We start from the raw sequence: 16,421 nt of genomic DNA, 5'->3' as shown, positions 1-16,421 counted from the left end.
GCTAGATTAGTGGTATATAATTACTGTTATTGTAATGCATTGAAAATATTCTTCATTACTAGGGCCAGCTCTTCCTGATTATCTTCTTGTAGTATCTGTTGCAATTTGTCCAGCTCTTCCAGCCTGAACGGATGTTCGCACAGCTGGTTGTACTTCATGAAGTTCTCTTTGTCTTTGAGCAGCATATACAGAGAGGTCAGCCTTTCGTTGATACCTTCAAAGTCCGGTTCCATCTCTTTGACATGTTCAAAGGCCAGCTTGGCATAGCTTAGTTGTCCTATCTCCATGCTACACATGCCTATTTCGTGCCAGGTATCCGCATAGGGGGCATACTCTAAGGCTTTGGCCCATTTTTTCACACCTTTCTCATACTCACCTTCTTCCATGTAGATGCGTCCCTCAATCAGGTACGGGTCTATCTCTTCGGGTGACAGGTCGTATGCTTTTTTACAATATTGGTGGGCTTTGCGCTTCTTTCCCATCTTGTGCAGGCATAGGGCCGCATTGGCATAAAGGGAGGGCAAGGCGAAGTCATGGCTGTCTTCGGCCGTTATGGCTTTTTCCAGATAGTCGTATCCTTCTTTCCACTCTCCTTTGGAGGCTTTGTTCAGGCCGATGAAGGTGTTGATGAAACCGTGGGAGACAAGATGGAATTTTTCGGCCTGCAGGTAGTTCTCCATGGCACTTTCCTCATTTCCCAATTGGAAGAAGGAATGTCCTTTCATCAGGTAGGCATCGGCAAACTCGTCATCGGCCACCGTGGCATAGTCGCATGCTTCGATTGCTTTGTCGAACATCTGCTGGTCAAAGTAGCAACGGGCCAGTCCAAACCAGTAAGGAGCTGAATACGGATTCTTGTCAATCAGCTTATTGAAGAAGAAGGTGGCTTTTTCAAACAGTCCCTGGGCGTAGTAACAATCGCCAGTGACGGCAAGGTAGGCTTCTTCTTCGGCATATTTTTCGAGTCCGCGCGTCAGCCATGTCAATGCTTTTTCCGGGAATCCCATGTCTATGTACATATAGGATACATCGACGATGTTGGCTAGGTCGTCCTTATCGTCTATACTATCGAGTATCGCTTCCGCTTCTTCTTCTTTGCCTTCGCCCAACAGTAGGTTGGCTTTCAGCACTTTCACTTCGGAAGATTCTTCGGCAATCCGTTCCAATATATCCTTGGCTTGCTCTTTATGCTGGGTGTCGAGGAACAAGTATGCCTGTTCCACCAGCAGGGCTGTATTATTCGGATGTATTCCCAAGCCATACTCTACGACCTCGGTAGCCATGGCATATTTATGATGCACGGCATACCAGTCTGCGAGGTCGGCTAAGTCGTCTGCGTCCAGATAGATGGTTCTGTTCTCTGCTTTGGCAGCTTCATATTGTTCTGCCATTTCTTGCAGTTCTTTGTCTCTTCCGGACAGCAGGTTTTTTTTACTCATATTCTTATTTATTGATTTTACCCCAAACGTCTTTCAGACCTACAGTACGGTTGAATACCATTTTTTCTGGCGTAGAATCTTTGTCAACATTAAAATAACCGATACGTTGGAACTGCAGGTAGGAGAGGGGCTGCATGCCGGCAGCGTACTTCTCGATGTAGCAGCAGGGCAGCACATTCAGGGAGTCGGGGTTGATCATTTCTTTCATGGCTGTCAGTGCGTCGCAGTTCTTCGCTTCGCGGATGGCGGCAAGCTCGTCGCGCGGGTTCTCCACTTTCCACAGACGGTCGTAGAGGCGCACTTCTGCTTCGAGGCAGTGGGCACAACTTACCCAATGGATGGTGCCTTTCACCTTACGGTTGGCTCCGGGTAGACCGCTCTTGGTATCGGGGTCGTATTCGCAATATACTTCGGTGATTTCACCGGCGTCGTTCTTCTTGCAGCCGGTGCACTTCACGATGTACGCGTTCTTCAGACGTACCTCTTGTCCCGGTGTCATGCGGAAATATTTCTTCGGAGCATCTTCCATGAAGTCGTCGCGCTCCATCCAAAGTTCGCGGCTGAATTCGATGACGTGGTTGCCTTCTTCGGGATGTTCGGGGTTGTTGACGGCTTCCATCTCTTCCACTTGTCCTTCGGGATAGTTGGTGATGATGAGCTTCACGGGGTTCAATACGGCGGATACGCGGGTGGCGCGGTCATTCAGGTCCTCGCGCACGGCGCTTTCCAGCAGGGCGAATTCATTAAGGGCGTCGTATGTGGTATAGCCAATCTTGTCGATGAACTTATGGATGGACTCCGGAGAGTAACCGCGACGGCGAAAACCGCAGATGGTCGGCATACGGGGGTCGTCCCAACCGTTTACCAAGCCTTCCTTGACCAGCATCAGCAGGTTGCGCTTGCTCATCAGCGTATAGCTGAGGTTCAGTTTGTTGAACTCATACTGATGGGGGCGGTTATCGTCGAGGTCTTTGCCTTCCTTCACCCAGTCCACGAAGAGGTCGTAGAGCGGACGGTGGGGCACAAACTCCAGTGTGCAGAGCGAGTGTGTCACGCCTTCGAAGAAGTCGCTTTGTCCGTGGGCGAAGTCGTACATCGGATAAGCCTTCCAAGTGGTACCCGTGCGATGGTGCGGATGCTTCACTACACGGTAGATGATGGGGTCGCGGAAGTGCATGTTGGGGCTTGCCATGTCTATCTTGGCACGGAGCACCATGGCACCTTCCTCAATCTCGCCGCTGTTCATCTTCTGGAATAAATCCAGTGTCTCTTCAATGGGGCGGTTGCGGTAAGGGCTTTCCACACCGGGCTGGGTGGGGGTGCCTTTCTGGGCGGCAATCTGCTCGGAAGTCTGTTCGTCGATGTATGCCTTGCCCTCTTTGATGAGGCGGATAGCGAAGTCCCACAATTGCTGGAAATAGTCGGAAGCGTAATATTCGTTACCCCATTTGTAGCCCAGCCATTGGATGTCTTCCTTAATGGCCTCTACGTATTCTACATCTTCTTTGGTGGGATTGGTGTCATCGAAACGCAGGTTGCAGACACCGCCGTGTGCGGCGGCAATACCGAAATCAAGGCAGATGGCCTTGGCGTGTCCGATGTGGAGGTAACCGTTCGGTTCGGGCGGGAAGCGTGTCTGTACTTTTCCCCCGTTTTTACCCTCTTTCAAATCGTTTTCTACTATTTGCTCAATGAAGTTCAAGCTCTTTTTTTCGCTTGTTTCTTCGCTCTTTATTTCTGCCATAATGTTACTATTTTCGTATCGTGGGGGCAAAGATAGGGTAAAAAAATGAAGAATGAAGAATGAAGAATGAAGATTTATTCTTTATGTACCGGGATATATCCGCTCTCTTTGATGATTTTCTGTCCTGCGGCAGACAAGATGAAATCGAGCAGAGGGGCTACGACCGAGGCGTTTTTCCGGTTATAATAATAGTATAGCGGGCGCACTATCGGATAAGTCTTATTGGTGGCATTCTCCAGTGTGGGAGCGGCATAATGCTGCCCGTCGTATGAAACGGCGAGTGTCTTGATACGCGGCGATACATAGGCTAGGCCCACATATCCGATGGCACCGCGTGTCTGGCTGACGGATTGGATAATGGCTCCCGTGGCAGGCATGGAGAGACTGCTGCTCATGTAGTTCTTGTTTTTCAGTACACTTTCCTTGAAGAACTCGTAGGTACCGGAGGAAGTCTCGCGGGAGTAGACTACGATTTTGCGGTCGTCTCCGCCCACTTGCTGCCAGTTGGTGATTTTGCCCCGGAAGATGTCTTCCAGTTGCTGCCGGGTCAGTTGTTTCACCGGGTTGGAGGGGTGAACCACTACGGCAAGGGCGTCGTAGGCGATGGGTACTTCTGCCAAGTCTTCTCCGGCAGCTTTGACTTTCATCTTTTCGCTGAACTTGATGGCGCGTGAAGCCATGGCGATGTCCGTGGTTTGGTCCAGCAGGGCTGAAATACCGACACCTGTTCCACCACCGGTCACAGTGACACGGGCAGACGGGTTTAGGGTCATAAAGCGTTCGGCGGTCTGCTGCGCTATGGGGAGCACGGTGTCGCTGCCTTTGATGCGTTGCGCCTGCATGCCGGTGGTGGCAGCTGCCAGGGCGAGGAGTAGGAGTAATTTTCTTGTCTTCATAAAACACATGGTGCAAATTGGGTAAACAGATAATGCAATTGGGGCAAACACATGATGTAAACCGATGGTATGCATCATGTAATCTGGCTCAACGCATGATGCAAATTAAGGCAATGGATATTACAAGTGTGTTACATGGGGTGTACTTTAAGTCGTTGTAATGGTTTTGTAACACGTTTGAAACATTTCTTTCAAACGTTAGTCACACTACCTTAACATCCGGTCCGTTCCTTTGCATACAGAAATCAATAGGCAACATGAAAAAGATTTTTGAGAAGATTGTAGAAGGTATACTGGCTTGTAGCGGCTTTGTGACGAGCCTTACCATCGTACTTATCGTCGTGTTCCTCTTTTCCGAAGCGCTAGGCTTGTTCAGCAGCAAGGTAATAGAAGAAGGGTATGTATTGGCTTTGAATAAGGAGAATCGGGTGGGCGAACTGACTCCGGCACAGATAAAGGATGTCTTTGATGAAGAGCTGACAAACTGGAACGAAGTGGGAGGGGAGGACCTTCCTATCCGCCTTTTCCGTTTGGAGGACATCACACAGTATTATACGGAAGAGCAGTTGGGCGCTTCCTATGAAAATGCAGGTGCTTGCATTACGGAGCTGGTGGAGCGTACGCCCGGTATTATAGCCTTTGTACCGCAGCAGTTCATCGTTCGTCCGGACTCAGTGCATTTGCTGAAAGACAACACCATTTCGGTGAAGGACGTCTTTGCCGGTGCCGAATGGTTTCCCACGGCAACACCTGCTGCACAGTTCGGCTTTTTGCCGCTCATTACGGGGACGTTGTGGGTCAGTCTGTTTGCCATCCTTTTTGCACTGCCGTTTGGTCTGTCGGTGGCAATCTATATGTCGGAGGTAGCCAATTCCCGGGTAAGGAATCTGCTGAAACCTATCATTGAGTTGCTGAGTGGCATACCGTCGGTGGTTTACGGCTTTTTCGGTTTGATTGTCATTGTGCCTTTTTTGCAGCAGGTCTTCGACTTGCCGGTCGGCGAGAGTGGGCTGGCGGGCAGTATTGTGCTTGCCATTATGGCACTGCCCACCATCATTACGGTGACGGAAGATGCGATGAGAAACTGCCCTCGTGCCATGCGCGAAGCCAGTCTGGCACTGGGAGCGTCGCAATGGCAGACTATATATAAGGTGGTGATTCCTTACTCCATTTCGGGCATCACCTCCGGAGTGGTGTTGGGCATCGGCCGTGCGGTGGGCGAGACGATGGCTGTGCTGATGGTGACGGGCAATGCTGCCGTCATTCCCCATACCATTCTGGAGCCGTTGCGTACTATTCCGGCTACGATTGCCGCGGAGCTGGGCGAGGCACCTGCCGGCGGACCTCACTACGAAGCATTGTTCCTACTGGGTGTCGTGCTGTTTTTCATCAGTTTATTGATAAATTTCACGGTGGAAGCAGTTTCGCCAAGACGAAAATAAAAGAAGGTAGATATGGTCAATAGAAAGCATCTTTCGCAAAACGTGGCATTCGGCTTGTTCCGTCTGTTGAGTCTGAGTGTGGTGGGAATTCTTTTTGCTATCCTCGGTTTCATTATATATAAAGGTATAGGAGTCATCGATTGGGAGTTCCTCACTACGGCTCCTGCCAACGGTATGACTGCCGGCGGAATCCTTCCTGCCATTGTAGGTACGTTCTGCTTGATGGTGGGCAGTGCCTTGTTTGCTTTTCCGGTGGGGGTGATGAGCGGTATTTATATGAATGAGTATGTGCCGAAGGGCTGGGTGGTACGCTTCATACGGATGATGACGAACAATTTGAGCGGCATCCCTTCCATCGTGTTCGGTCTGTTTGGCATGGCGCTGTTCGTCAACTATATGGATTTTGGAGACAGCATCCTGGCAGGTTCGTTGACACTGGGCCTGCTGAGTCTGCCTTTGGTTATCCGCACCACGGAAGAAGCGCTGAAAGCCATTCCCGACAGCATGCGTGAGGGAAGCCGCGCGTTGGGAGCTACCAGGCTTCAGACCATCTGGCATGTCATCCTGCCGATGGGGATGCCCAATATCATCACCGGACTGATTCTGGCGTTGGGGCGTGTTTCGGGCGAGACGGCACCCATCCTTTTCACTTGTGCCGCCTACTTCTTGCCACAGCTGCCTGCAAGTATCTTCGACCAGTGCATGGCGCTTCCTTATCACCTCTACGTCATCTCTACCAGCGGCACCGATATGGAAGCGCAGCTTCCTATTGCCTACGGCACGGCACTGGTGCTGATACTCATTATCCTCCTGGTGAACCTGCTGGCGAACGCCCTGCGGAAATACTTTGAGAAGAAGATTAAGACGAATTGAAAACATATACAATAGGTATGAAGAACAAGATAGAAACCCGTGACGTGAACTTCTGGTATGGCGATTTCCATGCCCTGAAAGGCATCAGCATGGACATTGAGGAGAAGTCTGTGATAGCCTTCATCGGTCCCTCGGGCTGTGGAAAGTCTACCTTCCTGCGCCTGCTAAACCGCATGAATGATTTGATTCCCGACACCCGTCTGACCGGCGAGATACGCATTGACGGACAAGACATCTATGGAAAAGGAGTGCAAGTGGATGAACTCCGCAAGAACGTGGGCATGGTGTTCCAGCGCCCCAATCCTTTCCCAAAAAGCATCTTCGAGAACGTTGCCTACGGACTCCGTGTAAATGGCATCACCGATAACGCTTTCATCCGTCAGCGGGTGGAAGAAACCCTGAAAGGCGCCGCCCTTTGGGACGAGGTGAAGGACAAGCTGAAAGTCTCCGCCTACGCCCTCTCCGGCGGTCAGCAGCAACGTCTCTGCATAGCCCGTGCCATGGCGGTGTCTCCTTCGGTCCTGCTGATGGACGAGCCGGCATCCGCCCTCGACCCCATCTCCACTGCCAAGGTGGAAGAGCTTATCCACGAGTTGAAGAAGCAGTACACCATCGTCATCGTTACCCACAACATGCAGCAGGCAGCGCGTGTCAGTGATAATACGGCTTTCTTCTATATGGGGCGGATGGTGGAGTTTGGAGATACCCGGAAGATATTTACGAATCCCGACAAGGTGGAAACGCAGAACTACATCACGGGACGCTTCGGGTAGCGGATTGTTCCATACAAGCAAAAATAAGTTGTACAAAAGTAATCTTAAAATAGAAACATTATGGTGAAGTTTATCGAATCTGAACTCGTCTTGCTGAAAAAGGAAATAGACGAAATGTGGACCCTGGTATATAATCAGCTCGACCGTGCAGGTGATGCCGTGCTTACGCTGGACCGGGAGCTAGCTCAGCAGGTATTGGTGCGCGAACGTCGCGTCAATGCTTTCGAACTGAAAATAGACAGCGACGTGGAGGACATCATTGCCCTTTACAACCCCGTTGCCATCGACCTGCGCTTTGTGCTTGCCATGCTCAAAATCAATACGAACCTGGAGCGTCTGGGCGACTTTGCAGAAGGCATCGCCCGCTTTGCCCTCAACTGCCATGAACCGGCATTGGATACTGAGTTGGTCAAGCAACTCCGTCTTGAAGAGATGATAGCCCAGGTGCTCTCCATGCTCGAGCTTGCCAAGCAGGCACTTCAGGAGGAGAGCCAGGAATTGGCTACCGCTGTGTTTGCCAAGGACAATATGCTGGACGAAATCAATGCTGATGCCACTGCCATCCTTGCCGACTACATCAGCCGGCATCCGGAGAGTGCACTTTCTTGTCTGAACCTGGTGAGCGTGTTCCGCAAGTTGGAGCGTTCCGGTGACCATATCACGAATATTGCCGAAGAAATAGTGTTCTTTATCGACGCAAAAGTGTTAAAACATAGCGGGCGGACAGATGAACACTACTTAAATGATAAGAAATAAACAAAATTTTAGGATAATTTCAGTATTTCATGGAAAATAGCCTTATATTTGTCCATTGAAAACGATTGCAGGTGTAGAAAAGTGCTTTGAAATGATAATAAACTTAAATGTTTTTTTCAAAAAGATGTTATAAGACATGTTTTTTAATTTGGTTAGTATCACGAAAAGCGCCTATATTTGCATCGTTATCCTGAAAACAATCTTTTTACCTTAAAAAAAACTAATACCTATTGAAAACTGAAAAAGGAGGCTTTGTGAAAAGCTTCCTTTTTTTGTACCTATACGAAGGGCTTTTTGTATCTTTGCGCATATTAATAATAAATCATGTATAATCTAAAAGTATATAGAACCATGTTTTCCGGAATAGTAGAAGAATGTGCCACATTGGTGGCGATGGTCAAAGACCAGGAGAATGTACATTTTACTTTCAAGTGTTCATTCGTCAGTGAATTAAAAATAGACCAGAGTGTGTCTCACAACGGTGTTTGCTTGACGGTAGTCAGCTTGACAGATGATACCTATACCGTGACGGCCATGAAGGAAACGCTGGACCGTTCCAATCTTGGCTTGTTGCAGGTGGGAGATGAAGTGAATGTGGAGCGTAGTATGATGATGAACGGCCGGCTGGATGGCCATATCGTTCAAGGACATGTGGACCAGACTGCCACTTGCATCGATATAAAGGATGCGGAAGGAAGCTATTACTTTACTTTCCGGTATGCTTTTGACAAGGAGATGGCAAAGCGCGGCTACATTACGGTAGACAAAGGCTCGGTAACGGTTAACGGTGTCAGCCTGACCGTGTGTAATCCCACCGACGATACTTTCCAGGTAGCCATCATTCCTTACACCTTCGAGCATACCAATTTCCATGCTTTCAAAGTGAGCAGTGTGGTGAATTTGGAGTTCGATATCATTGGTAAGTACATCAGTCGCATGATACAATATAAATAAGGTAACGGCGCTATGAACGATTTCCTGGAATTAGTGGCATCCCGTCAGAGTGACCGTGCCTATGATATGACTCGTGCCGTGGAGCCTGAGAAGCTGGAGCGGATATTGGCAGCGGCTTGTCTGGCTCCGTCCGCCTGCAATGCACAACCGTGGAAGTTCGTGGTAGTTACGGAACCGGAGCTGTCTGTCAAGGTGGGCAAGGCTGCTGCAGGATTGGGGATGAACAAGTTTGCCAAGGATGCTCCCGTTCATATTCTGGTGGTGGAGGAGTCCATGAATGTCACTTCCTTTCTGGGTGCAAAAATCAAGGGTAAGTATTTTCCATTGATTGATATTGGTATCGCTGCCGCACATATCACGTTGGCGGCAGAAAATGAAGGGCTGGGTTCCTGCATTTTGGGCTGGTTTGATGAGAAGGAGATAAAGAAACTTGTCGGTATCCCGGCCGGTAAACGCCTTTTGCTAGATATTACGATTGGCTATCCGGTGAAGGAAAAACGGAAGAAATCGCGGAAGCCAAAAGAGAAGACAGTATCTTATAATAAGTATTAGCATTAGCAGAAGAACACAGAGGTGCAGGGATTAAACCAATAGACGAGAAAAAATCTCTGTGCCTCCGTGTTTAAACCAAACTACAAATCCTTTAGCAGCACCTTGCTTGCATTCTTGTAGTATTCCTCCCGTGCCTTCAGCAATGCTCCCCATTGGCTGTTAAATTCATTTTCTTTATCAATTTTGAAGTCTTCTGAGCCGTGTGTGTCCAGCTTGTCCAGCAGGAGGGCCACATTCATCTTGTTGATGTCCATGGAAGGCTGGTAAGCGATGTCTTCACTTTTTTCATCGGTCACCACTTCATGCAGGAGGTTGATTTCTTGCAATTCATAAAGGGTTTCGTGTGTCAGCCGGATGGGAATCTGGCACTCTTCGGATATCTCCTCGGCTGTATAGGGTTGGGCGTCTTGTTCAAAGCGCTTGGCTATGAGGGACATTATCAGGATGGAGATAAAGTCGCGGTAGCGACGGCTGATGTTGCGCGCATCCTTGTCGAAGCTGAAGTTCCGGATATTCTGTCCGGCGTAGGTCAATTCGGCACCGAACAGGCAGATAGTCCAAGATACCTGCAACCATAGCAGAAACATCGGGAGGGCGGCGAAACTACCATAGATGGCATTGTAACGGGAAACCCACAACTGGCTGCTGATGTAGAGGAACTGGAATGCCTGATGTGCCGTACCTGCCAGAATACCGGATATGAGTGCGTGTTTTAGTTTGACTTTTGTATTCGGCATAAAGACGTACAGTACTGTAAACATGAACCAGGTCAGTACGAAGGGGATGAGGCGTACCATAAACTTGCCGACGGGTGCCAGTAGGGTAAAGTCTTCGAGGTTCTTCACCATCGTACTCATGAAGATGGAAAGACCACCGGACACTACCAGCAGAATGGGCATCAACAGAAGCATGGAGAAGTAATCCGTTATTTTGCGGTACATGCTGCGCGCCTTTTTTACCTGCCAGATGCGGTTGAAGGTGACTTCCATATTATTGATTAGGTTCAGGACTGTCCACAGCAACATAATCAACCCGATGCCGATGAATATTCCACTTTTGGTTTGTGAGAGATATGAGTTTACGAACTGTAGAATAACCTCTGTGGTTTCTGTAGGACCTCCGAACCCGTTGATAACCTGACTTTCCATCAGATTGTCGAATCCGAAACCGCGTGCGATGGCAAACAATATAGCGAGAATCGGTACAATGGCAAGCAAGGTGCTGTAAGTCAGTGCCGAGGCTTTGTTTACTATCCGGTCTTTGGTGAAGCGGTTGACACAAAGGTAGATGGTCTTGATGATATTGTATACGGAAAAAGTGGTTCGCGTAACTTCATCTTCTGTAATACGCCAGATGTCGTAAGTAAGAAACTTCCAGAAGGCTGCAATACGTCTATTCATAAAATGTCAATTAGCGTAAGTTCAAAGAGTTATCTTTAACGGATTCTCAATGATCTCTGTTTATATGAAGTGCAAAATTATATAAAATTTCTGGAATAAACGAATAAAAAGGTAGAAATGGAGTGGAGGTTTTGTTTAAGAATATTCTTTTTATGTATTTTGCGGGAAAGAAAGTTTATTAGAGATAAAAAGACTGAAAATATGCGCAAAAAGAGAATTCTGGTAGTTTTGTTGGCTGTATTGTTAGCATGGGTGGGGAGTAATTTAGTTATAGGAGCCCTACTTATGAATGATTATCCCGAAAAGATATGGCTGCATCGATGTAATTCGATAGAAAAACTTTATGAGCAAGGTGACGAGTATCCTAACGTGGAAGTTGATGTCGTTTTTCGGAAAAACCGGAAGTTTGATGTGACGCATGATGTGGATACAAGTTTTAATCTGGTTCTGGAGCCTTATTTCTCTTATATGAATGAGACTGATGGTAAAATTTGGTTGGATATTAAGAACTTGAAGGCAGGCAACAAGACGGAAATACTCGCTGAATTGAATAAGTTGGTTGAAACTTATCGTATGGAGAAAGATGAGTTGATTATTGAAAGTTCCAATTGGGAAGCATTGAGGCTTTTTACAGAAAACGGATATTATACATCTTATTATGTAGCTTTTGATAAACCTAATGATTTGAGCGATAGGGAACTGGATGCTTGCATTGCTGAATTGCAGAAGATTGTTGATGGAGGTGCTGTTCGTGCATTGTCTTTTCCGGGCTGGTGGTATTCTGTCATAAAAGAGGAACTGAACCGTCCCATTGACTTGCTGACTTGGAGACACCGGACTACCCAACTTGCATTGTTGGCTTCACATAAGGGACGGCAGATGTTGAAAGACCCCCAACTGAAGGTCATACTGATTAAAGATAAAGGGGATTATCACAGATAGGAGAAAAGAAATAAAAAAGCAGTCGGTCTGTAAGCCGGGTTCTGTTCTTCTGTTCCTGAAAAAGTCTAATTAGGAATTATCCATTCTTCATTAAAAGAAGTGTCTGTCATTTATCTGAGCCGCATGTCACCATACAAGCTTTAGCGGTCTACCCTCCGACATGGAGCGAGCAACTCTCATAACGTCGGTTTACATGACCTTACAACTCCCAAGACGCACAGCCCTTGTGTCGCCACAAGACTGGTAGGCTCTTACCCCACCTTCTCACCCTTACCATAGCCCGAGGGCGACGGCGGTTATTTTCTTCTACGTTACTCTACCCTCACGGACAGCTTTCTGTTAGGAAGTGGGACGCTCTGTGTTGCCCGGACTTTCCTCATACGCACGAAGGCGCAAGCGACAGACCGACCAACTGCTTTTATAGGGGTACAAAGATACGGAATATTAATGAAGAATGAAGAATGAAGGATGAAGAATTTGTTGTGCAGTGTGCGGATGCAGTACGGATGAATCCTTCATTCTTCATTCTTTACCCTTAATTATCTTAAAAACATGTATCTATTTCGGAATAAATTCGTAGCTTTGCTATTAGTAATAACCCCCAAATCCTTTTGACCAATGAAAAAGTTATCCTCTCTTTTTCCTTTATTTCTGTTAATCCCGCTTTTTGCTGTCGCTTCGGAAGTGGGTGACCGTACCATCCCTGCAGAGGTGGCGCAACTCGCTGACAGTTTGAAACAAAAGTTTGCACCGGACAAGCGCGTAGCTTTGTTCGATGTAGATTACTCTTTCTCCGGAAAGAATGTGATGTTGCGTGGTGTCACCACTTCGGCAGAAGCAAAGACGGCTTTGCTGGATGGTTTGGCAAAGAAAGGATATGCGGTGATGGATTGTCTGCAAGTGCTTCCGGATGAGACCGGACTTGAAGGCAAGACGTATGGCATTGTCAATGTGTCTGTGTGCAATCTTCGGGTAGACCCGGATTTCTCTTCAGAAATGATGACGCAAGGCTTGATGGGGATGCCGGTGCGGGTGTTGCAGCGCGACGGCTGGTACCGTATCCAGACACCGGACAACTACATTGCATGGGTACACCGGGTAGGCATACATCCCGTCACGCGGGAAGAGCTGACCGCTTGGAACAATGCGGAGAAAATAGTGGTGACTTCGCATTACGGCTTTGTCTACTCACAGCCCAGCCAGGTATCGCAGACCGTCTCTGATGTTGCTGCCGGAAACCGCCTGAAGTGGGAGGGGACAAAAGGTGCCTTTTATAAGGTGGCTTATCCCGACGGCCGCCAGGGATATATCTCCAAATCCATCTCTATGCCTGAAAAAAAATGGCGGGCAGCCTTGAAGCAGGACGCAGCCAGCATTATAGCTACGGCGCATAGCATGATGGGCATCCCTTATCTTTGGGCTGGCACTTCCTCCAAAGGGGTGGATTGTAGCGGCTTCATGCGCACCGTTCTTTTCATGCACGACATCATCATTCCGCGGGATGCTTCCCAGCAGGCATACGTGGGCAAGCATATCGATATCGTTCCTGATTTCAGTAACCTCCAGCCGGGCGATTTGATTTTCTTCGGGCGTAAGGCGACGCCGGAACGCAAGGAACGTGTGGTACATGTCGGCATGTATATCGGCAACAAGCGTTTCATCCATTCGCAAGGCGATGTGCGCGTCAATAGCTTCAGCCCCGACGACGAGCTGTTCGATGAATACAATCTCGGTAGACTGTTGTTCGCTACGCGCGTGTTACCTTATATAAATAAGGAGGCGTCGCTCAATACAACGGAAACGAATCCATTTTATTCAATGTAATAATGTGCTAATGTGCCAATATGCCAATGACCTCGGCGTGACGGTGCAAACATGACGTAGTATATATAGTGCAGCCCATTGGCATATTAGTACATTAGCATATTGGCACATTTAATACACACACAATTATGTCAAACAGAAGAGATTTCCTGAAAACCGCCGCTTTTGCCGCACTCGGCTCAGGCATGGCAATCAATCATGTATTTGCCGGAGGAAATGACGCTCCTTCCTTGTTCAACGTGAACAGTAGGGCAGGTGTAACCCCAAAAATGAAACTGCGTTTCTTCCCCTATGAACTGAAATTGCGCCATGTCTTTACAGTGGCCACCTACTCGCGTACTACCACTCCCGACGTTCAGGTCGAGATAGAATATGATGGCATTATCGGTTATGGTGAAGCCTCCATGCCCCCGTACCTGCAACACGAACTAGGTACGATGGACAGTGTATTAGCTTTTTTGAAGAAGGTGCAGGATGTCATCGGCCAATTCTCAGACCCCTTTCAGCTGGAAGATATACTGGCTTATATAGACAGCCTCTCGGCAGGGGATTCCGCTGCTAAAACTGCTGTGGACATCGCCTTGCACGACCTTGTGGGCAAACTGTTGCAAGCCCCTTGGTATAAGATATGGGGGTTGGACAAGGAGAAGACTCCCTTTACAACTTTCACCATCGGTATTGATACGGCCGACGTGGTGCGTGAAAAGACGAAAGAGTGTGCCGACCGGTTCAATATCCTTAAAGTGAAGCTGGGGCGGGAGAACGACAAAGAAATGATAGAGACCATCCGTTCGGTGACGGACCTTCCGATTGCCATTGATGCCAACCAGGGCTGGAAAGACAAACATCATGCGCTCGATATGATACATTGGCTGCACGAAAAAGGAATTGTCATGATAGAGCAACCGATGCCCAAGGAACAATTGGACGATATCGCATGGGTCGCTCAGCAAAGCCCGTTACCCATATTTGCCGATGAGTCCATCCAGCGTCTGAAGGATGTGGCAGGCTTGAAGGGCGCCTTTACGGGCATCAACATCAAGCTGATGAAGTGTACCGGCATGCGCGAAGCCTGGAAGATGGTGACTTTGGCACGTGCATTGGACATGAAAGTGATGGTAGGCTGTATGACCGAGACCTCTTGTGCCATTACCGCTGCCTCCCAATTCTCTCCGGCAGTGGACTTTGCTGACTTGGACGGTAGTCTGTTGATTGCGAATGACCGTTTCAAGGGTATGGAGGTTGTGAAAGGTAAGATAACGTTGCCCGAATTGCCGGGTATTGGAGTGGTGAAGTTATGAGAAAGCTATTGTATACCGTCGCTCTGTTTGTGATGGCTTCTGCATGCAGCACGAAGCCCGAGAGCAAGCCCTACAATTGGGAGGACGACCTGCACCAACGTCTGCTTACGGACTTCTGTATGACGGAATCCCAGGTGAAGGACTATATCCGCAAGTATATTCCCGACGTGACCGATGAGCAGATGCGCCAGTGGGAAGCCTCCAAAGCTTTGGAGTGCATGATGCTGGATGGAGAGAAACGCTATTTCCGCAATGCCGGACCTAATCTGTTTCGTGTGGACTCCACTTGCTATGACATCAAGATAGCCAAGGAAGGTACTTCGCCGAGTGGCAGCGAGAAAGTGAATATGGAGAACCTGCCCGAAATCATTTCTGCTGTGAAGAAGGAGGGCAAGGCCATTGTTGAGCCGAAGCGCATGCGCGTCACCTACACGTTGATCGTGGATACCAATGCCGTACCTGCCGGGAAAATCATCCGTTGCTGGTTGCCCTATCCCCGTCAGGACCAGGCCCGGCAGCAGGATGTCAAGTTCATTTCGGCCAGTGAACCGCAATACACCTTTTCGTCGCCCGAGTGCCGTCACAGTACATTGTACATGGAGAAACGTGCTGTCGAAGGCGAACCTACCGTATTCTCCGAAACCTTTGAGTTTACCGCCAACGGCGAATGGCATAATCTGAAGCCGGAAGACGTGCAGCCCTATGATACGACGACCGCTCTTTATAAGGAATATACTGCCGAGCGTGAGAAGCATATCGTCTTTTCCCCGCGCTTGCGCGAACTTGCTGCCAAATTGACAGCCGGTGAAACCAACCCCTACTTGAAAGCCAAACGTATCTTCCGTTGGGTGAATGACAACTTCCCGTGGGCTTCTGCACGCGAATATTCCACCATTGAGAATATCCCGGAATATGTGTTGGACAACCGTCACGGAGACTGTGGCCAAGTCAGCCTGCTGTTCATTACGCTTTGCCGCATCAGTGGAATTCCCGCACATTTCCAGAGCGGCTTCATGATGCATCCCCGTGCATGGAATCTGCACGATTGGGCAGAAGTCTATTTTGAGGGTGTGGGTTGGGTGCCTGTCGACCAGTCATTCGGCATTCCTGCCTTTGCCTGCAATGCCGACGAAGAATATTTCTTCCTGGGTGGTATCGACTCCTGGCGCATGATTGTGAACACTGATTACGGCATGCCGCTACAGCCCGAAAAGCAGTATCCCCGCAGCGAGACTGTCGACTTTCAACGTGGCGAGGTGGAGTGGAAGGGAGGTAACCTCTACTTCCCACAGTGGGACTACCACATGGACATTGATTACTTGAATTATTAAGGTACTATCTGCCCTCTAAAAACAGATGCATCATCCGTTTCGGCCGCAACGGGTGATGCGTCTTTTTATGCTCTATCTGTCAGTTCTTTAACAGTCAGCAATCGTACATAAATGCTAATTTGTCAGTCTTTGCCGTTAACCGCTGTTAAGCCCTAAATATCCTTTGTTAAAAGAGAACAAAAAAGAGTGACAAG

Annotated in this window: 14 protein-coding genes and 1 other RNA gene; 10 read left to right on the top strand and 5 right to left on the bottom strand. The window is 48.5% G+C overall.

From position 1 onward, the window contains the following. Positions 1-26 precede the first annotated feature (26 nt). The 3 genes from JXR92_RS14690 to JXR92_RS14680 form a co-directional block, all read right to left on the bottom strand. Entirely contained in the window at positions 27-1,439 is a 1,413-nt protein-coding gene (locus JXR92_RS14690) for a tetratricopeptide repeat protein (RefSeq protein WP_117965856.1), read from the bottom strand. A 4-nt stretch (positions 1,440-1,443) separates the two neighbouring features. Continuing rightward, a complete protein-coding gene (locus JXR92_RS14685; protein ID WP_138346039.1) occupies positions 1,444-3,183 on the bottom strand; it encodes a glutamine--tRNA ligase/YqeY domain fusion protein in 1,740 nt (579 codons plus the stop codon). A gap of 74 nt (positions 3,184-3,257) precedes the next feature. Beyond that, positions 3,258-4,079 carry a PstS family phosphate ABC transporter substrate-binding protein gene (locus JXR92_RS14680; RefSeq protein WP_138346037.1) on the bottom strand — a complete coding sequence of 274 codons (822 nt, stop codon included), beginning with the start codon at positions 4,077-4,079 and terminating at the stop codon, positions 3,258-3,260. A 257-nt stretch (positions 4,080-4,336) separates the two neighbouring features. Here JXR92_RS14680 and pstC point away from each other — a divergent pair, with 257 nt between their 5' ends. From pstC to JXR92_RS14650, 6 genes are all read left to right on the top strand, one after another. Beyond that, on the top strand, positions 4,337-5,521 hold the full coding sequence (pstC, locus tag JXR92_RS14675) for a phosphate ABC transporter permease subunit PstC (RefSeq protein WP_005832300.1): 1,185 nt from the start codon (positions 4,337-4,339) through the stop codon (positions 5,519-5,521). Positions 5,522-5,533: 12 nt separating this feature from the next. Next, positions 5,534-6,394, top strand: coding sequence for a phosphate ABC transporter permease PstA (pstA, locus tag JXR92_RS14670; RefSeq protein WP_117965847.1), 861 nt, complete (start codon positions 5,534-5,536; stop codon positions 6,392-6,394). A 17-nt stretch (positions 6,395-6,411) separates the two neighbouring features. Beyond that, positions 6,412-7,167 (top strand): phosphate ABC transporter ATP-binding protein PstB, encoded by a 756-nt coding sequence (gene pstB, locus JXR92_RS14665; protein ID WP_055288615.1) that lies wholly within the window; start codon positions 6,412-6,414, stop codon positions 7,165-7,167. Between the two features lie 60 nt (positions 7,168-7,227). Further along, complete coding sequence (gene phoU / locus JXR92_RS14660) at positions 7,228-7,923, top strand: phosphate signaling complex protein PhoU (protein WP_057282083.1); 696 nt, start codon at positions 7,228-7,230, stop codon at positions 7,921-7,923. A 351-nt stretch (positions 7,924-8,274) separates the two neighbouring features. Then, positions 8,275-8,877, top strand: a complete 603-nt coding sequence (locus tag JXR92_RS14655) for a riboflavin synthase (protein WP_138346035.1) — start codon at positions 8,275-8,277, stop codon at positions 8,875-8,877. Positions 8,878-8,889: 12 nt separating this feature from the next. Beyond that, positions 8,890-9,429, top strand: coding sequence for a nitroreductase family protein (locus JXR92_RS14650; protein WP_138346033.1), 540 nt, complete (start codon positions 8,890-8,892; stop codon positions 9,427-9,429). 80 nt (positions 9,430-9,509) lie between these two features. On the opposite strand, the gene JXR92_RS14645 is transcribed toward JXR92_RS14650, so the two are convergent. Further along, the gene (locus JXR92_RS14645) at positions 9,510-10,829 is read right to left on the bottom strand and encodes a YihY/virulence factor BrkB family protein (protein ID WP_117965840.1); all 1,320 of its coding nucleotides are present in this window, start codon (positions 10,827-10,829) and stop codon (positions 9,510-9,512) included. A gap of 201 nt (positions 10,830-11,030) precedes the next feature. Here JXR92_RS14645 and JXR92_RS14640 point away from each other — a divergent pair, with 201 nt between their 5' ends. Continuing rightward, a complete protein-coding gene (locus tag JXR92_RS14640) occupies positions 11,031-11,771 on the top strand; it encodes a hypothetical protein (RefSeq protein ID WP_226791193.1) in 741 nt (246 codons plus the stop codon). Positions 11,772-11,785: 14 nt separating this feature from the next. Here JXR92_RS14640 and rnpB read toward each other — a convergent pair. Next, an RNA gene (gene rnpB / locus JXR92_RS14635) (RNase P RNA component class A) lies at positions 11,786-12,187 on the bottom strand. A 202-nt stretch (positions 12,188-12,389) separates the two neighbouring features. On the opposite strand from rnpB, the gene JXR92_RS14630 reads away from it, so the two are divergent. The 3 genes from JXR92_RS14630 (at position 12,390) to JXR92_RS14620 (ending at position 16,227) form a co-directional block, all read left to right on the top strand. After that, positions 12,390-13,595, top strand: a complete 1,206-nt coding sequence (locus JXR92_RS14630; protein WP_138346031.1) for a C40 family peptidase — start codon at positions 12,390-12,392, stop codon at positions 13,593-13,595. 128 nt (positions 13,596-13,723) lie between these two features. Continuing rightward, the gene (locus tag JXR92_RS14625; RefSeq protein WP_131225303.1) at positions 13,724-14,896 is read left to right on the top strand and encodes a dipeptide epimerase; all 1,173 of its coding nucleotides are present in this window, start codon (positions 13,724-13,726) and stop codon (positions 14,894-14,896) included. After that, positions 14,893-16,227: a transglutaminase-like domain-containing protein gene (locus JXR92_RS14620; protein WP_138346028.1), complete on the top strand. Its 1,335-nt coding sequence runs from the start codon at positions 14,893-14,895 to the stop codon at positions 16,225-16,227. Before JXR92_RS14625 ends, JXR92_RS14620 begins: the two co-directional genes overlap by 4 nt. Positions 16,228-16,421 lie beyond the last annotated feature (194 nt).

This window comes from Bacteroides parvus (genome assembly GCF_017309675.2).
GTDB classification, from domain to species: Bacteria; Bacteroidota; Bacteroidia; order Bacteroidales; family Bacteroidaceae; genus Bacteroides; species Bacteroides uniformis.
Note: the sequence above shows the minus strand (reverse complement) of the source record. Positions and strands in the feature narration are given on the sequence as shown.